Annotated in this window: 13 protein-coding genes; 4 read left to right on the top strand and 9 right to left on the bottom strand. The window is 65.2% G+C overall.

Features of this window, described 5'->3' with window-relative positions; genetic code table 11:
• Nucleotides 1-101 precede the first annotated feature (101 nt).
• Nucleotides 102-1,541 carry a tetratricopeptide repeat protein gene (locus ACODS4_RS03305; RefSeq protein WP_488860692.1) on the top strand — a complete coding sequence of 480 codons (1,440 nt, stop codon included), beginning with the start codon at nt 102-104 and terminating at the stop codon, nt 1,539-1,541.
• Here ACODS4_RS03305 and ACODS4_RS03300 read toward each other — a convergent pair.
• Nucleotides 1,538-3,625, bottom strand: a complete 2,088-nt coding sequence (locus ACODS4_RS03300) for a methyl-accepting chemotaxis protein (RefSeq protein WP_488860690.1) — start codon at nt 3,623-3,625, stop codon at nt 1,538-1,540. The two genes, ACODS4_RS03305 and ACODS4_RS03300, sit on opposite strands and share 4 nt — an antisense overlap.
• Before the next feature lie 234 nt (nt 3,626-3,859).
• On the opposite strand from ACODS4_RS03300, the gene ACODS4_RS03295 reads away from it, so the two are divergent.
• Nucleotides 3,860-4,579 carry a metallophosphoesterase family protein gene (locus tag ACODS4_RS03295; protein WP_488860688.1) on the top strand — a complete coding sequence of 240 codons (720 nt, stop codon included), beginning with the start codon at nt 3,860-3,862 and terminating at the stop codon, nt 4,577-4,579.
• A gap of 3 nt (nt 4,580-4,582) precedes the next feature.
• On the opposite strand, the gene ACODS4_RS03290 is transcribed toward ACODS4_RS03295, so the two are convergent.
• The 7 genes from ACODS4_RS03290 to ACODS4_RS03260 all read right to left on the bottom strand — a co-directional run bounded on the left by ACODS4_RS03290 (nt 4,583) and on the right by ACODS4_RS03260 (nt 11,528).
• Entirely contained in the window at nt 4,583-4,990 is a 408-nt protein-coding gene (locus tag ACODS4_RS03290; RefSeq protein WP_488860686.1) for a hypothetical protein, read from the bottom strand.
• A 183-nt stretch (nt 4,991-5,173) separates the two neighbouring features.
• Nucleotides 5,174-5,662: a YajQ family cyclic di-GMP-binding protein gene (locus ACODS4_RS03285; RefSeq protein ID WP_488860684.1), complete on the bottom strand. Its 489-nt coding sequence runs from the start codon at nt 5,660-5,662 to the stop codon at nt 5,174-5,176.
• Between the two features lie 94 nt (nt 5,663-5,756).
• Nucleotides 5,757-6,773: a peptide ABC transporter ATP-binding protein gene (locus ACODS4_RS03280; RefSeq protein WP_488860682.1), complete on the bottom strand. Its 1,017-nt coding sequence runs from the start codon at nt 6,771-6,773 to the stop codon at nt 5,757-5,759.
• On the bottom strand, nt 6,770-7,762 hold the full coding sequence (locus ACODS4_RS03275) for an ABC transporter ATP-binding protein (RefSeq protein WP_488860680.1): 993 nt from the start codon (nt 7,760-7,762) through the stop codon (nt 6,770-6,772). The genes ACODS4_RS03280 and ACODS4_RS03275 overlap by 4 nt, the downstream gene beginning before the upstream one ends.
• A gap of 4 nt (nt 7,763-7,766) precedes the next feature.
• Complete coding sequence (locus ACODS4_RS03270; RefSeq protein WP_488860678.1) at nt 7,767-8,681, bottom strand: ABC transporter permease subunit; 915 nt, start codon at nt 8,679-8,681, stop codon at nt 7,767-7,769.
• Nucleotides 8,682-8,689: 8 nt separating this feature from the next.
• Nucleotides 8,690-9,700, bottom strand: coding sequence for an ABC transporter permease subunit (locus ACODS4_RS03265; protein ID WP_488860676.1), 1,011 nt, complete (start codon nt 9,698-9,700; stop codon nt 8,690-8,692).
• 226 nt (nt 9,701-9,926) lie between these two features.
• Entirely contained in the window at nt 9,927-11,528 is a 1,602-nt protein-coding gene (locus tag ACODS4_RS03260) for an ABC transporter substrate-binding protein (protein ID WP_488860674.1), read from the bottom strand.
• A 316-nt stretch (nt 11,529-11,844) separates the two neighbouring features.
• On the opposite strand from ACODS4_RS03260, the gene ACODS4_RS03255 reads away from it, so the two are divergent.
• Both ACODS4_RS03255 and ACODS4_RS03250 read left to right on the top strand, forming a co-directional pair.
• A complete protein-coding gene (locus ACODS4_RS03255; RefSeq protein WP_488860672.1) occupies nt 11,845-12,804 on the top strand; it encodes a DMT family transporter in 960 nt (319 codons plus the stop codon).
• 73 nt (nt 12,805-12,877) lie between these two features.
• Entirely contained in the window at nt 12,878-13,747 is an 870-nt protein-coding gene (locus ACODS4_RS03250) for a ChbG/HpnK family deacetylase (protein WP_488860670.1), read from the top strand.
• On the opposite strand, the gene ACODS4_RS03245 is transcribed toward ACODS4_RS03250, so the two are convergent.
• On the bottom strand, nt 13,719-15,335 hold the full coding sequence (locus ACODS4_RS03245) for an AMP-binding protein (RefSeq protein ID WP_488860668.1): 1,617 nt from the start codon (nt 15,333-15,335) through the stop codon (nt 13,719-13,721). The genes ACODS4_RS03250 and ACODS4_RS03245 overlap by 29 nt on opposite strands.
• Between the last annotated feature and the right edge of the window lie 96 nt (nt 15,336-15,431).

Here is a 15,431-nt window from a genome sequence, read left to right as displayed (position 1 = left end):
GCGCCTTTGATGGAACAGTTCGATCCTGATGACCGAAGAGTCCACCCGCGCGGCCCGTTGTGTCAAAGTGGAATCTCAACGCTCTGCCCGGAATTTCCCCCATGGCCACCATCGGCGAGGCGCTGACCGCCGCCCTCGACCATCTGACCGCCGGACGCCACGCACAGGCGGAGGTGATTTACCGCCGCGTGCTGGACGCCGACCCCGACAACGCCGACGCCCTGCACCGGCTGGGCGTGCTCCACGCCTTTCGCGGCGATCACGCGGCGGCGCGCCCCCTGCTGCTGCGCGCGGTGGAGTTGGGCGAGCGTGACGGCACGCCGGACGCCGACGCGCTGTTCAACCTCGGCTCCCTGCACCATGTCGCGTTGGAGACGGAGGAGGCCATCGCCTGCTACCGCCGGGCCATCGCGCTGCGCCCCGATTTCCCCGACGCCGAATATCATCTGAGCGAGGCGCTGCAAGGCATCGGGCGAATCGACGAGGCGCTGGCCGCGCTCGACATTTTGCTGACCCGCCACCCGCACCATCCGGCGGGCTGGCGCCAGCGCGGCAACATCGAGGCGATGCTGGGCCGCCCCGGCGCCGCCGTCGGCTTTTACGAGATGGCGCAGTCGCTCGACCCGAACGACGAGTCCCTCGCCGGGAAGATCGCCGGGGAGGCCGCCGCCTTTCACGCCCGCCGCGCCGTCCTGGACGCGCGCGGCCCCGACGGGCGGCATGATCTGCGCGACGTGACCTTTCTCATCCCCTTCCGCGCCGACAGCGCCGACCGCAAACGCAACCTGCGCTGGATCGTCGCCTACATCCTGAAGCACGCCGACACGACCATTCTGATCGGCGAGGACAAGAACGGGCCAAGCGACGTCGCCGAGGCGTTGGGGCCGGAGTTGGCGGCGCGCTGCCGTCACCTGCATCTGACCGGCAACGACACGCCCTACACCCATAAGGCCTTTCTCATCAACCGGATGGCGGAGGCGGCGGAGACGCCCGTCGTCGCCCTGCACGACACCGACATCGTCGTCGATCCGGTCCAATATGTCCTGGCGCGCGACGCGGTCCGGCGCGGCGACGGGTTGGTCTTTCCCTACAATGGCTGGTTCTTCTGGATCATGGGGCGCGAGGTCCACCGCTTCGGCCACACCCTGTCAGCCGCTCCGCTGAACGCCATGTGCCCGCGCTTTCCGCTGATGCACCGCAGTTCGCCCGGCGGCAGCGCCTTTTTCGACCGGGAACGGCTGTTCGCAGCGGGCGGTTACAACGAAAATTTCCTGTCCTGGGGCTATGAGGACGACGAGATCGTCGTCCGCTTCCGCCGCCTGGGTTTGACGGTGGAGCGGACGCCCGGCCCGCTCTATCACCTGGAGCACGCCCGGCCCGAAAACTCCACCGACCAAAACCCCTTCATCGACGCCAACCGGGCGGAGTTGGAACGCATCCGCCAGCAGGACATCGACGCCCTGCGCGCCGACGTCGCGGGCGGGTGCCTGCGCCGCCCGCTGTTGACCCTGGCCGACCTTCCCAAAACAGGGCGCGCTTAGCCCCCCGACGCGCGCACCCGATGAACGGCGGCGAAGAAGCCGTCAACCTCGGCGGTCAGCGCCTTGGAGCGGTCGGCGACGCTGGCGGCGGCGGACAGCACTTGGCTGGCCGCGCCGCCGGTTTCCGCCGCCGCGCCGCGAATGCCGCCGACGGTGTCGCTGACCTCGCGCGAGCCTTGGGCCGCCTGCTGGATATTGCGGGCGATTTCCTCGGTCGCCACCCCCTGCTCCTCGACGGCGGCGGCGATGGTGGAGGCGATGCGGCTGACCTGGGCGATGGTGTCGCCGATGCTCTGCATCGACCCGACCGTCTCCTTCGTCACCGTGCGGATCTCCTCGACCTGGGACACAATGTCCTCCGTCGCCTTGGCGGTCTGGTTGGCGAGATTCTTGACCTCCTGCGCCACCACGGCGAATCCCTTGCCCGCCTCGCCCGCGCGGGCGGCTTCGATGGTCGCGTTGAGGGCCAGCAAATTGGTTTGCGCGGCGATGGATTGAATCAGCGTCACCACGTCGCCGATCTGCTGGGCGCCCTGGGCCAGCGCCTCCACCGTCGCGTTGGTGCGCTCGACGTCGGCCACGGCGGCGCTGGCGATACGCGCCGATTCATCGACCTGCCGCCCGATGTCGCGGATCGAGGCCGACAATTGTTCGGTCGTCGCCGCCACGGTCTGGACGTTGCCGGAGGATTGCTCGGCGGTGGCGGCGACGGATACGGCCTGGCCGTTGGTCCGCGCGGCGATGGTGGTCAGGGATTCCGCCGTCGCCTTCAACTGCATGGCGGCGGTGGACATTTCGCCCGCCAGACCGCCCGCCTTCGATTCAAAGCCGCGCTGCAAGGCGGCCAGCGCGGTCGCCTGTTCCTGTTGCGCCTTCCATTCGGCCTGTTGCGCCTGATCGAGATCGCGGGCGCGGATCAAGCCCAGTTTGAAGACGTCCACGGCGCGGGCCATCGTTCCCGCTTCGTCCTGGCGGTCGAGAGCGGGAATTGGCGTGTCGAGATCGCCCCCGGCCAACCGCGCCATCGCCGCCGCCATCCCGGTCAAGGGGCGGGCCAAGCCGCCGCCGATGCCCAACGCGACCAAAGCGCCGACGGCGACGCAGCCCAACCCGACCAACGCCGACAACAAGGTCAGCCGGTTGGCGTCCTCCATGATGCTGGCCGTCGGCGCGGCGACGACGAAGGACCACACCGTCCCTGTGCCGCCAAGACGGATTGGCGACACGCGCAGATAATGCTCGCGGCCCGCCAATTGGGCGTAGCCTTCAAACAGCGTTCCCGCCGCCACGGCCCGTTGCGCCGCCGGGGGCAGATCGTCGGCGGGCTTGGACAGGCGCGCCGAATCCGGGTGCGCCACATACTGCCCCGACGAGGACAGCACCGCGACATAACCGTCGCCATAAGGCTTCACCGACCGCACAATGTCGGTCAATCCGGCCAGCGACAGGTCAATGCCCGCAACGCCGATCACCCGTTGGCCGTCCAGCACCGGCATGGCGGCGCTGGTCATCAACTGCTTGGTCAGATCGTCGAGATAGGGTTCGGTCACAACCTCTTTCTTCGCCGAGGCCGCCGCCTTGTAATACTCTTTCTCCTGCACGTCCGCGTAAGCGACCCCCTCGCTGTCGTCAGCCTTCGGCCCGGTCGGCGACGGCAACCACAGCAGACTCATCCGCCCGGTCTTGGGCAGACCCAAGATTTCCGCGCCGCTGGTGCGTTGGGCGAACTCTTTGTCGCGCCCATCAAAACCATCGTCGGCCATGTCGATCCACACCCCGGCATAAAGCGGGTTGGCGGTGGCGAGTTGTCCCAGATAGCGATTGACCACAGCGCGACGCGGTCCCGGCAAACCATGTTCGACCGACACCAAAGCGGCGATTCCCCGCGCGCCATCCACAGCCGCTCCAATGTCGGCGGCGACCCGCGCGGCCTGATGTTCGGCGGTTTCGGCGACCAGCGCGATGGCGGCCTCCTGCGCCGACTCGCGCGACAACCACAGCGAAACCCCAGTGATCGCCGTTGCTCCAACGGCCAACACAGCGACCATGCCGACCACGATCTTGGTCCGCAAACCCAACGTCATCCAACCCGCCACAGCATCCAACCCTGCCATATGCAACAATTGAGTCATGTTTGACTGATAACCGATCGCAGTAAATAGAATTCATCTATTATTAGAAGATTATAACATTTTCTGCGTTGATCCAGGGTTGCGCAAAGCCGCTCAAAAGAGGCTCAATGGAATTCAAGCGTCGCAACGGGGAGAGGCCACATGTTCGGCTTTGTGCGCCAATCAGAACCAACGGTCGCAGGATCCATGGCGGCGGTCCCGCGTGGCACGCGGGTTTACGCTGTCGGCGACATTCATGGGCGACTCGATCTGCTTGACGCGCTGCTCGATCAGATCGCGCGCGACGCCGACGACGCCCCCAATCTGGTAAAATCTCTGATTTTCCTTGGGGATTACATTGATCGTGGTCCCGATTCCGCTCGCGTCATCGACCGACTCATCAGCGGCTTGCCGCCGGTCTTCAGCACGGTCTGTCTGCGCGGCAATCATGAGGATGTGATGGTCCGCTTCCTCAGCGACCTGCGCGCGGCCCCCGGTTGGCTGACTTATGGCGGACGCGCCACCTTGGCCAGCTATGGCGTTCCGGCTCCAGCCGCCGACGCGCCGCCAGCGGCGTTGGCCGAGGCGCAGCGCGCCCTGAACCAAGCGCTGCCCGACCATCACCGCGCCTTCCTCAGCGGCCTGCGCTGCCAAGCGACCTTGGGCGACTATCATTTCGTTCACGCGGGCGTTCGCCCCGGCGTGCCGCTGGATCGGCAGAAGGACGCGGATCGGCTTTGGATCCGCCACGAGTTCCTGAATTCCAGCGACGATCATGGCAAAATCATCGTTCACGGCCACACCGTGACAAGCGAACCGGAATCCTACGCGAACCGCATTGGCGTCGACACCGGCGCCTACGCCACGCACCGTTTGACCGCTGTGGTTTTGGAAGGAACGGAGCGGCGCTTTCTCGTCACCGCGTGACGGTCACGCCGCCGTGTTCTGGGTCAGCAACGTGGTGAGCCAGCGAAAATTGGAGCCATCGCCGCTCTGGATCGCGCTTTCCACCACCTGAAGCGGTCCAGCGGGATCCTGTGTGGTCAAATCGGGCGTTTCGCCGCCCTGGGCGTTGTTGGAACCGCCGACGTCTTGTGCGAACAGGGTGACGGCCCCCACGCCCAACCGGATGGAGGGTTGGCTGTTGGGCGCCACCGCGCTTGCCCCGACACCGGCCGTAGCCCCTTGATCCACGCCGTTCAGCGTTTGCAGCATCGCCGCAAATTGCCCCGCCAACGCCCCGGCGTCGCGGGTCGCGGACGCCCCTTTGCGCTCCAGGACGTCTTCCGCCCGGATGCGCATCGCTTGCGTGGCCTCGCTGTTGGCCATCATCGACATGGGACCACCCCTGTGGCGTTTGGCGAACCCACAGGTCTAAGCAATTTTCACGCCAGAAGCCAAAGGCAGCATCGTCAACGAAGCATTGGAGGCTGCGACCGATTGACCGGCAAAAATTACCGATCACCCGGCAGAATCTTCCACCTTCCCCGGCAGGCTTTGCCGGGGAAGGCGTCGTTCCGCTCAATCGCGGAAATTGTCATACTGCAACGGCTGCTCGATCCCCATACGCTTCACATGCGCGATGGCCTCTTGCAGATCGTCGCGCTTCTTGCCAGTGACGCGCAGTTCGTCGCCTTGAATCGAAACCTGGACCTTCATCTTGCTGTCCTTGATCGATTTGACGATGCGCTTGGCCAACTCCTGCGCGATGCCCTGCTTGACCGTGACGGTGTGGCGCAGCGCGTCGTTGGCCGCGCGCTCCGGCTTGGCCGAAAAATCGAGCGCCGAAGCGTCAAGCTTGCGGCGGGTCACGTAAACGCGCAGCAGCTCCTGCATTTGCAGCAGCTTCGGCTCGTCATCGGCCAGCAGGACGATGTCGTTCTCTGTCCGCTCGACCGTGCATTTCGAGCCTTTGAAGTCAAAGCGGGTTTCAACCTCGCGGCGGACACCGGCGAGCGCGTTGTCGATCTCGTGGATGTCCGTCTTGGACGCGATGTCGAACGACGGCATGGCGGTTTTCTCCTTGGAACAAACGAATTCGGCGCACCCTAAAGAAGACGGCCGCCGCACTCAACAGCCGCCTTCTCCGCCCAACGGTCAGCGCTCAGTTCATCTGTTCGGCGTGGTGGCAGGCGACCAGCCGATCATCGACCGGACGCAGCGCCGGAACCTCCACCCCGCAACGCTCCGTCGCGAACGGGCAGCGCTTGTGAAAGGAGCAGCCCGGCGGCGGGTTGAGCGGCGAGGGAAGCTCGCCCTTCGGGACCACCCGCTCCAGCCGCAGGGCCGGGTTGACGCGCGGCGTCGCCGCCAGCAGGATTCGGGTGTAGGGGTGGCGCGGACGGGCGAACACCACGTCCTTGGCCCCATGCTCCACCGGCTTGCCCAGATACATCACCATGATGGCGTCGGCGATGTGGCGGACGACGCTGAGATCGTGGGAGATGAACAGGTAGGCGAGGTTCAGCTCTTCCTGAAGATCCATCATCAGGTTCAGCACCTGCGCCTGGATCGACACGTCGAGCGCCGACACCGGCTCGTCCGCCACGACGACGCGCGGGCTGAGCATCAGCGCGCGGGCGATGGCGATGCGCTGCCGCTGCCCGCCGGAGAACATGTGCGGGTAACGGTCCACCTGATCGGCGCGGAGACCGACCTTGCCCATCATGGCGACGGCGCGGTCGCGGCGTTCGTCCTTGGACAGGTTGGTGTTGATGACCAGCGGCTCCGTCAGGATCGAGCCGACGGTCTTGCGTGGATTCAGCGACCCATAGGGGTTCTGGAACACCATCTGGACCGTGCGGCGCAGCTCCTTCAGATCCGCCGCGCTGCGCCCGACGACGTCGCGCCCGTCGTAATGCAGCTCGCCCGAACTGGGCGGCTCGATCATGGTGACGGAGCGGGCCAGGGTGGATTTGCCGCAGCCGGATTCGCCGACCACGGCCAGAGTCCGCCCGGCGCGAAGCTGAAAGGACACGCCGTCCAGCGCCTTGACCGTCGCCATCGGTTTGAAGACGCCGCGCTTGACGCCGTAATATTTGCGCAGATGGCGGGCTTCCAGAACGACGGCGCGGTCGTCCCCATCCGTCAGAAAGTCGGGATTCAAAGCGTTGGTGGTCATTGGATCGCCCCCTCGGCGGCAACCTGCCCGTCAGGCAAGGGGTAGAAGCAGCGGGCGCGCCCGTTTTCAACGTCAAGCAAGGCCGGACGCTCGGCCCGGCAACGGTCGGTGGCGAAGCGGCAGCGCGGGCTGAACAGGCAGCCCGCCGGGCGGTCGGCGATGCCGGGAACCATGCCCGGAATCGTCGGCAGACGGCGCTTGCCCAACGCCCGCTCCGGCAGCGCGTCGAGCAGCGCCCCGGTGTAGGGGTGGCGCGGACGCGCGAACAGGTCGGCGACCGGGCGGGTTTCCGCCAACTGACCGGCGTACATCACGGCGACGCGCTGGGCGGTTTCCGCCACCACGCCCATGTCGTGCGTGATGAGGATCAGGGCCATGCCCCGTTCCTTTTGCAGCCGGACCAGCAGATCGAGGATCTGTTTCTGGATGGTGACGTCCAGCGCCGTCGTCGGCTCGTCCGCCACCAGCAGGCGCGGGTTGCAGGCGATGGCGATGGCGATCATCACGCGCTGGTTCATGCCGCCCGAAAGCTGATGCGGGAAGGCCGACAGCCGGGTTTCCGGGGCGGGAATGCCGACCTGCTCCAGCAGATCGATGGCGCGATGGCGCAGCGCCTTGCCGGTCAGCCCCTCATGCACCCGTAGGGTTTCCATGATCTGGAAGCCGACGGTGAAGCAGGGATTCAGGCTGGTCATCGGCTCCTGAAACACCATGGCGACGTCCTTGCCGGTGATCTTCCGGCGTTTGGACGGCTCCAGGGTCAAGAGATCGGTTCCGGCGAAGTTCATGCGGTCGGCGACGATGCGGCCGTTGCCGCCCAGCAGCCCCATGACGGCGAGCGACGTCACCGATTTGCCGGACCCGGATTCGCCGACGATGCCGACGACCTCGCCCTCGTCCACGGTCAGGTCGATTCCATCCACCGCGCGGAAGGTTCCGGCGCGGGTGGTGAACTCGACCGACAGGTTTTTGATGTCGAGAAGAGGCATGGCGTCAACGCTTCAGCTTGGGGTCGAGCGCGTCGCGAAGACCGTCGCCCAACAGATTGAAGGCCAGAACCGTCACCAGGATCGACACGCCGGGCCAGGTGACGACCCACGGCGCGCGCTGGAGGAACTGGAGGGAGGAGGCCAGCATGGTGCCCCATTCCGGCGTCGGCGGCTGCGCGCCCAAACCCAGGAAGCCCAACGCGGCGGCGTCCAGAATGGCGGTGGAGAAGCCCAACGTCGCCTGCACGATCAACGGCGCCACGCAGTTCGGCAGCACGACGATCAGCATCAGACGCAGCGGCCCGGCCCCCGCCACGCGCGAGGCGATGACGTAATCCCGGTTGACCTCCGCCAGCACCGCCGCGCGGGTCAGGCGGGCGTAGTGCGGGATGACGACCACCGACACCGCCAGCATGGCGTTGACCAGCCCCGGCCCGAGGATGGCGGCCACCACCACGGCCAGCAGCAGGCTGGGCAGCGCCAGCAAAATGTCCATGAAGCGCATGATGAGCACATCGACCATGCCGCCGAAGAAACCGGCCAGCATGCCCAGCGCCAACCCAATGGCCAGCGACAGGGTGACGACGATCAGGCCGATCATCATCGACAGCCGCGCGCCGTGCATCAGACGGGACATCATGTCGCGGCCAATGTCGTCGGTGCCCAGGATGAAGCGCCAGGTTCCGCCGTCGTACCAGACCGGCGGGGCGAGAATGGCGTCGCGAAACTGGATGTTGGGGTCGTACGGGGCCAGCAACTCGGCGAAGATCGCGATCACGGCGATGGCCAGAATCACCAACAGACCGATCAGCGATCCCTTGTTCTGTTTGAAATGATACCAGAATTCCAGCAGCGGGTGCGGCGGGCGGGACGGCGCCGCCACAGGCGCGGCGGAGGGCGTGGAGAGATCAGCGGACATGTCGGGACTCACCGCGCGTGACGGATACGAGGGTTGAGAACGCCGTACAGCACGTCAACCAACAGATTGACGGCGATCACCGAGGTGGCGATCAGCAGCACGCCGCCTTGCAGCGCCGGATAGTCGCGACGGCCAATCGATTCGATCAGCCATTTGCCGATGCCGGGCCACGAGAAGATGGTTTCGGTCAGGATGGCGCCGCCCAACAGCGTGCCGACCTGAAGACCGATGACCGTCACCACCGGAATCAGCGCGTTGCGCAGCGCGTGCAACCCGATGACCCGACCGTCCGACAGACCCTTGGCGTGGGCGGTGCGGATGTAATCCTCCCCCAACACCTCCAGCATGGCCGAACGGGTCATGCGCGCCACCACCGCCAACGGCACCGTACCCAGCACGATGGTCGGCAAGATCAGGTGATGAAGCGCCGACCAGAAGGCGCCGTATTCGCCCGCCATCAGCGTGTCGATCAGCATGAATCCGGTCGTCGGCTCAATGTAATAGAGCAGGTCCAAACGGCCCGACACCGGCGTCCAACCCAAGCCGACCGAGAAGAACAGGATCAGCAGCAGGCCCCACCAGAAGATCGGCATCGAATAGCCGGTCAGGCTGACGCCCATCACCCCATGGTCGAACAGGGAGCCGCGCTTGACCGCCGCCAAAATCCCGGCGGGCAGGCCGATCAGCGTGGCGAACAGCATGGCGGCCAAGGCCAGTTCCAGGGTCGCCGGGAACAGCGTGACGAATTCGCTCAGCACCGAATTGTGGGTGATGAGCGACACGCCGAAATCGCCGTTCATGACGTTCCAAACATAGTCGAGGAATTGCCGCCACAGCGGCAAATCCAGACCCAATTCATGGCGGAACTGGGCCAGCCGCTCGGGCGCGATGCCGCGTTCGCCGACGCGAACCTCGATGGGGTCGCCGGGGACGAGCCGGATCAAAATAAAGGTTAGAAAGGTGATGCCGAGAAAGGTCGGAATCACCAAGCTCACCCGCGTCAGGATGAAGCGAAGCATCGCATTGTCACTCTTTTGAAAGAAATCAGTCTGAACAGCGCATCGTCGTGTTCGTCAAGAAACGACGGGCACGCAAACCACCAACGTGTTCCCAAATTTCTACCCGCGTCGCAGCGGCGGACACAGGGGCCGCAAAACATCGGATCCCAGATGCGAACCTCCCCTTTCATCCTCACGGCTTCCAAGCCGGGAATGAAAGGGGAGACCGCGTCAGATCGGCAAAATCTTACTGCTTCAGATCAACGCCGTCGAAGTAATGGAGCGCGAACGGATCCATCTTGTAACCCTGAACGGCCTTGTTCAGCCCCATATACACCACCGAATGGGCGATGGTGTACCAGGGCGCTTCTTCCTTGAAGATCACTTGAGCCTGTTCGTACAGTTTGGTGCGGGCGGCGATGTCGTTGGTGCGCTTGGCTTGAACGACGAGACTGTCGAACTCCTTGTTGCACCATTTCGACAGGTTGTTGCCACCCGGACGGGCCGCTTCGCAACCCAACAGCGTGTACAGGAAGTTGTCGGGGTCGCCGTTGTCGCCGGTCCAGCCCAGCATGCCCATCAGGTGCTCGCCCTGCTGCATGCGCTTGCGGTATTCGCCCCACTCATACTGAACGACCTTGGCCTTGACGCCGATCTTGGCCAGATCGGCCTGCATCATCTCGGCGACGCGCTTGGCGTTCGGGTTGTAGGGACGCGCCACCGGCATGGCCCACAGGTCGGTTTCAAAGCCATTGGGATAGCCTGCCTCGGCCAGCAGCTTTTTCGCGCGCTCCTGGTCGAAGGGATAATCCTCAATGGCCTTGTTGTAGGACCACATGGTCGGCGGAATCGGGTTCTTGGCCGGAACGCCAGCGCCCTGATACACGGCGTCGACGATGGCCTTCTTGTCGATGGCCATGCTGATGGCGCGGCGGACCTTCACATCGTCAAACGGCTTCTTCATCGTGTTGAAGGAGACGTAACCGACGTTCAGCCCTTCCTGTTCCTGCACGGTGATCGAGGCGTCTTTCTTCATCGCCTCGATGTCGGCCGGGTTGGGATAGGCCATCACATGGCACTCGCCCGCCTTCAGCTTGGCCAGACGAACGGCGGCGTCGGGGGTGATGGCGAAGACCAGATTGTCGATGGGCTGCTTGCCGCCCCAATAACCGTCAAACGCCTTGTAGCGAATGACCGCGTCCTTCTGATAGGCCACGAACTGGAAGGGGCCGGTCCCGATGGGAACCTGGTCCAGCTTTTCCGGCGTGCCCTTTTTCAGCATCGCTTCGGCGTATTCCGCCGATTGGATTCCCATGAAGGCCATGGCCATATTGGCCAGGAACGGGGCCTCGACCTCGTTCAAGGTGATCTTGACGGTCAGGTTGTCAACTTTTTCGACCGACTTGAGCAGGGTCGGCATCGCCATGTCGGCGAAGTAATCATAGGCGCCGCCGGACACCTTGTGGAAGGGATGCTCCTTCTTCCACTGGCGTTCGATGGAGAAGATCACGTCGTCGACGTTGGCGTCGCGGGTCGGTTTGAAATCATTGTTGCTGTGCCACTTGATCCCAGCGCGCAGCTTGAAGGTGTAGACCAAGCCGTCGTCGGAGATGGTCCAGGATTCGGCAAGACCCGGAACGACCTTCGTGCCGCCGCGTTCAAACTGAACCAGGGTGCTGACGACCGGCAGGGACGCGTCCCAGCTCGTCCCGGTCGTGTTCAACGCCGGATTGAAGTTTTCGGGGCTGCCCTCAGAGCAATAGACGAGGGTTTTGGCGGCCTGGGCGGGCGCCGCGAGCGCCAGCGCCGCAGCCATGCCAAGCCCGGCACCCAACAGGATGCGCTTCATTCTTTGGTCTCCCGATTCCCGTTGAAACGATCAAAAATTTGCCAATTCGGCTTTGGGGTTCTTACGACATTTGGCTCGCGCTTGCGTCACCTGTCAACGTGAACATGCATACGTCGTTACTCTACTCTACGGAGCATTCTTTCGGGGCTGGAAATGGACGATTCCGCACGCTTTTTTACTTCAAAACGAAACAGTTGCAAACGCAATCGAATTATTGGCCACGCGAACAGATTGGTGGCGTGCCGAATCAGGAACCATTTGGCGAAGCTCAGCCATGCGTTCCCGGTCGACGCGCCGCGCCAGTCTCCATGTTAGAGTGAAACGATTCGCTGACAGCCACCCCACCATGTTCGCCACCATGCTGTCCGCCCTGCGCAGCGGCCCTTGGGCCGCTATTGGCCTTTACCTGATCGCCTCGGCGTTGCTGGCGTCCAACCCGGTGTTGGGGCGGGCCGCCGCCCATGTCGTGCCGCCCATCGGTCTGGCCTTCTGGCGCTGGTTGCTTGCCTTTTTAATGATTCTGCCCATGGCCATTCCCGGTCTGCTGATTCACCGGCATCGCCTGTTGTCGGAATGGCGGCATTTTCTTCTGCTGGGCTTTTTGGGGCAGGGGATTTCCGGGGCCATCGTCTATTACGGGCTGGAGCGCACCAGCGCGACCAACGCCAGCCTGATTTACGCGACCAGCCCGGTGATGGTTCTGGTGATCGCCGCTATCTGGCTGGGCGACCGCATCCGCCCGCGCCAAGTGGCGGGCATCCTGCTGGCCATGGTCGGGGTTCTGGTGATTCTGACGCGGGGCGACGTCGAGCTTCTGCGCCACCTGTCCTTCAATCTGGGCGACCTTCTGGTCCTGATCGGGGCGGTGTCCTGGTCGGTCTTCACCATTCTGCTGCGCCAGACCCGCAATCCGTTGCCGGTCGTCACCAGCTTCGCCGCCAACGCGCTGGCGGGAGTCCTGGTTTTGGCCCCCTTCTATCTGTGGGAAAGCCTGGCCGTTCGTTCGGTGCTCTTCACCGTGCCGACCGCGCTGTCGCTTCTCGGGGTGGCGCTGTTCGCCTCGGTCCTCGCCTTTCTTGCTTACCAGAAGGCCATCGCCCGGATGGGCGTGGCGCAGGCGTCCACGGCGCTTTACGTGTCGCCGCTGTGGGCGGCTCTGGCTTCTTGGCTGTTGCTGGGCGAGGGGTTGGAGATGTTCCATCTGCTGGGCGTTCTGCTCGTGCTGCCCGGCGTCACTCTGGCGACGTTGCCGCCCCGGTCCACAGGCGCGCCATGACGACGGCCCTTGATCGGCGCGTTGCGCCTCGCCATCTTCGACGCTGCCCCCTCCTGCACCGAGCGCCCCGCCGATGACCACGCCCGTTTTGCTCTGCGCGGATGATTACGGGTTGGCGCCCGGCGTCAACGCCGCCATCCGGGAGTTGATCGCGGCGGGCCGTCTGACCGCCACTTCGGTGATGAGCCTGTGTCCCTTCTGGGCGCCCGACGCCGCCGCGTTGCGCGAGTTGGCTGACAAGGCCGATGTCGGGCTGCATTTCACCCTGACCGATCAGACGCCGCTGGGGCCGATGCCCAGACTGGCCCCGGCTGGGCGCTTGCCGCCGCTTGGGCGCTTGATGGCGCTGGCCTATCGGGGGGGGCTGGACGCAGGCGAAATTCGCGACGAATTGGCCCGGCAGATCGACGCCTTCGCCTTCGCCTGGGGCGGCCCCCCGGCCTACATCGACGGGCACCAGCACGTCCATCAACTGCCGACGGTGCGCGACGCGGTGGTGGACGCCTTGGCCACGCTGCCGGGCGCCTACGCCCGCCGTTGCGGCGAGCCGGTGGGCGCCATCCTGCGCCGCAAGGTGGCCGTGCCGAAAACCCTGCTGATTGGCGCGCTGGGTCATGGCCTGTCCCGCTTGCTCGACGCCCGCGCCATTCCAGCCAACGACCGTTTCGCCGGGGTCTACGACTTTGCGACGACCACGCCCTTCGCCGCGTTGATGCCACGCTTTCTTGACGGCTTTCTCGATGGGCCGTCGGGTCGGAATTTGCTGATGGTCCATCCCGGCCAGCCCGACGAGGCGTTGCGCCGGGTGGACAGCCTCGTCGAACCGCGCCGGGCCGAGTATGAGTATCTGAAGGGGCCGGAGTTCGCCGCCCTGCTGGAACAGCGCGGCGTCCGCTTGGCCCGCTTCCACGATCTCAGTCGCCGTCCCACCGCCGCAGCTTGAAGCGCTGGACCTTGCCGGTTTCGGTGCGAGGCAGGGCGTCCAGAAATTCGACGGCGCGCGGGTATTTGTAGGGCGCGATGTGGTCCTTCACATAGCTTTGCAGCAGCTCCACCAGCCGGTCGTCGGGCCGCATCCCTTCGCGGATGACGACGAAGGCCTTGGGGATGGCGCCGCGCACGGGATCGGGCGCCGCGACCACCGCGCATTCCTGCACCGCATCATGCCCCAGCAGGATGTTTTCGACCTCCAACCCGGAGATCTTGTAGCCCGCCGAGACGATCAGATCGTCGGTGCGCGCGTGGTACCAGAAGAAACCATCCTCATCGACGTGAAAGGCGTCGCCGGTCAGGTTCCAGCCCTGTTGCACATAGGCCTCTTGGCGCGGATCGTCGAGATAGAGGCAGCCCGTCGCCCCGCGCACCGCCAGCCGCCCGACCTGCCCCGGCGGGGCCGGACGGAAATCGTCGTCCACGACCATCGCCTCATAGCCCGGCACCGGCTTGCCGGTCGAGCCAGGGCGAACGTCGCCCGGAACAGCGTGCAGCACCGCGTTCAGCAACTCCGTGGTGCCAAGACTGTCGAGGATCTCCAGCCCGGTCGCCGCGCGCCACCCTTCAAAGGTCAGCAGCGGCAGCGGTTCGCCCGCCGACACGCACAGGCGCAACGACGACAAGCCTTCGGCCAGCGTCGGGTCGCTCTCCAGATGCGCGATCATGCCGCGATAGACGGTCGGCACGGTGAAGAGGATGGTCGCCCGATGGCGAATCGCCGCGTCGAGCAAACGGTCGTGGGTGCCGCGCTCCAGCAACACCACCGAGGCCCCGATCCGCAACGGGAACAGCAACAGCCCGCCCAGCCCATAGGCGAAGGCCAGCGTCGGCGACCCGCAAAACACGTCGTCGGGCGTGGTGTGGAGAATGGAGCGGGGCGACAGATCGGCGATCGCCAGCAGATGACGGTGCAGATGCGCCGCCGCCTTGGGCGTCCCGGTGGTGCCCGACGTGAAGGCGATCAACGCCACATCGTCGTTCGCCGTGTCGGCGGCGGTGAAACCGGCGGGCTTGCCCGCGATCCGATGCTCCAACTCGCCGCCCTGGAAGCCGACGATGCGCATCGACGGCGCGGCGGCCTCCTCCAGATCATCCAGGTAACGCCGGTCGCACAGCGCCATGGTGATCGCCGCCCGTTCCAGCACGTCGGCCAGTTCCGGCGCGCGCAGCAACGGCATGGTCGGCACCAGCACCGCCCCGGCCTTGATGACCGCCAGCCAGCAGGCCGCCAGCATCGGCGTGTTCGGCCCGCGCAGCAGAACCCGGTTGCCGGGGACGATTCCGTAATCCTCGGTCAGGACGCGGGCGATGCGGTCCACCGTGTCGCGAAGCTGGCCGTAACTCCACACCGAATCCCCGCCGATCAGGCAAGGGCGTTCGTCCCAGCCGCGTTCGCGCCAGCCGTCCAACAGAGCGGAGACGGCGTTCAGACGGGGCGGATAGGCAAGCTCGGGTCGATCAAGCAAGAAGTCAGGGCGTTGGGACGGCGCCGGCAAACGGTCGCGGGTGAAGCTGTCGGTGTGGCCGGAACGTTCCATGCGCTCAACGCCCTCCCGCCGTCATCGGGGTCGAAGCCATGGAATCGGTCGGACAGCGCCGACAAAGAGATTGTTCCCGCGCAACCCGGTCACGGG

This window comes from Azospirillum sp. FG154, assembly GCF_057809575.1.
Note: the sequence above shows the minus strand (reverse complement) of the source record. Positions and strands in the feature narration are given on the sequence as shown.

Coding starts and splice junctions, on each gene's coding strand:
- ACODS4_RS03250 (WP_488860670.1), top strand. CDS start 12,878: ATGACCACGCCCGTTTTGCTCTGCGCGGATGATTACGGGTTGGCGCCC.
- ACODS4_RS03295 (WP_488860688.1), top strand. CDS start 3,860: ATGGCGGCGGTCCCGCGTGGCACGCGGGTTTACGCTGTCGGCGACATT.
- ACODS4_RS03260 (WP_488860674.1), bottom strand. CDS start 11,528: ATGAAGCGCATCCTGTTGGGTGCCGGGCTTGGCATGGCTGCGGCGCTG.
- ACODS4_RS03275 (WP_488860680.1), bottom strand. CDS start 7,762: ATGCCTCTTCTCGACATCAAAAACCTGTCGGTCGAGTTCACCACCCGC.
- ACODS4_RS03265 (WP_488860676.1), bottom strand. CDS start 9,700: ATGCTTCGCTTCATCCTGACGCGGGTGAGCTTGGTGATTCCGACCTTT.
- ACODS4_RS03285 (WP_488860684.1), bottom strand. CDS start 5,662: ATGCCGTCGTTCGACATCGCGTCCAAGACGGACATCCACGAGATCGAC.
- ACODS4_RS03245 (WP_488860668.1), bottom strand. CDS start 15,335: ATGGAACGTTCCGGCCACACCGACAGCTTCACCCGCGACCGTTTGCCG.
- ACODS4_RS03305 (WP_488860692.1), top strand. CDS start 102: ATGGCCACCATCGGCGAGGCGCTGACCGCCGCCCTCGACCATCTGACC.
- ACODS4_RS03290 (WP_488860686.1), bottom strand. CDS start 4,990: ATGTCGATGATGGCCAACAGCGAGGCCACGCAAGCGATGCGCATCCGG.
- ACODS4_RS03270 (WP_488860678.1), bottom strand. CDS start 8,681: ATGTCCGCTGATCTCTCCACGCCCTCCGCCGCGCCTGTGGCGGCGCCG.
- ACODS4_RS03300 (WP_488860690.1), bottom strand. CDS start 3,625: ATGACGTTGGGTTTGCGGACCAAGATCGTGGTCGGCATGGTCGCTGTG.
- ACODS4_RS03280 (WP_488860682.1), bottom strand. CDS start 6,773: ATGACCACCAACGCTTTGAATCCCGACTTTCTGACGGATGGGGACGAC.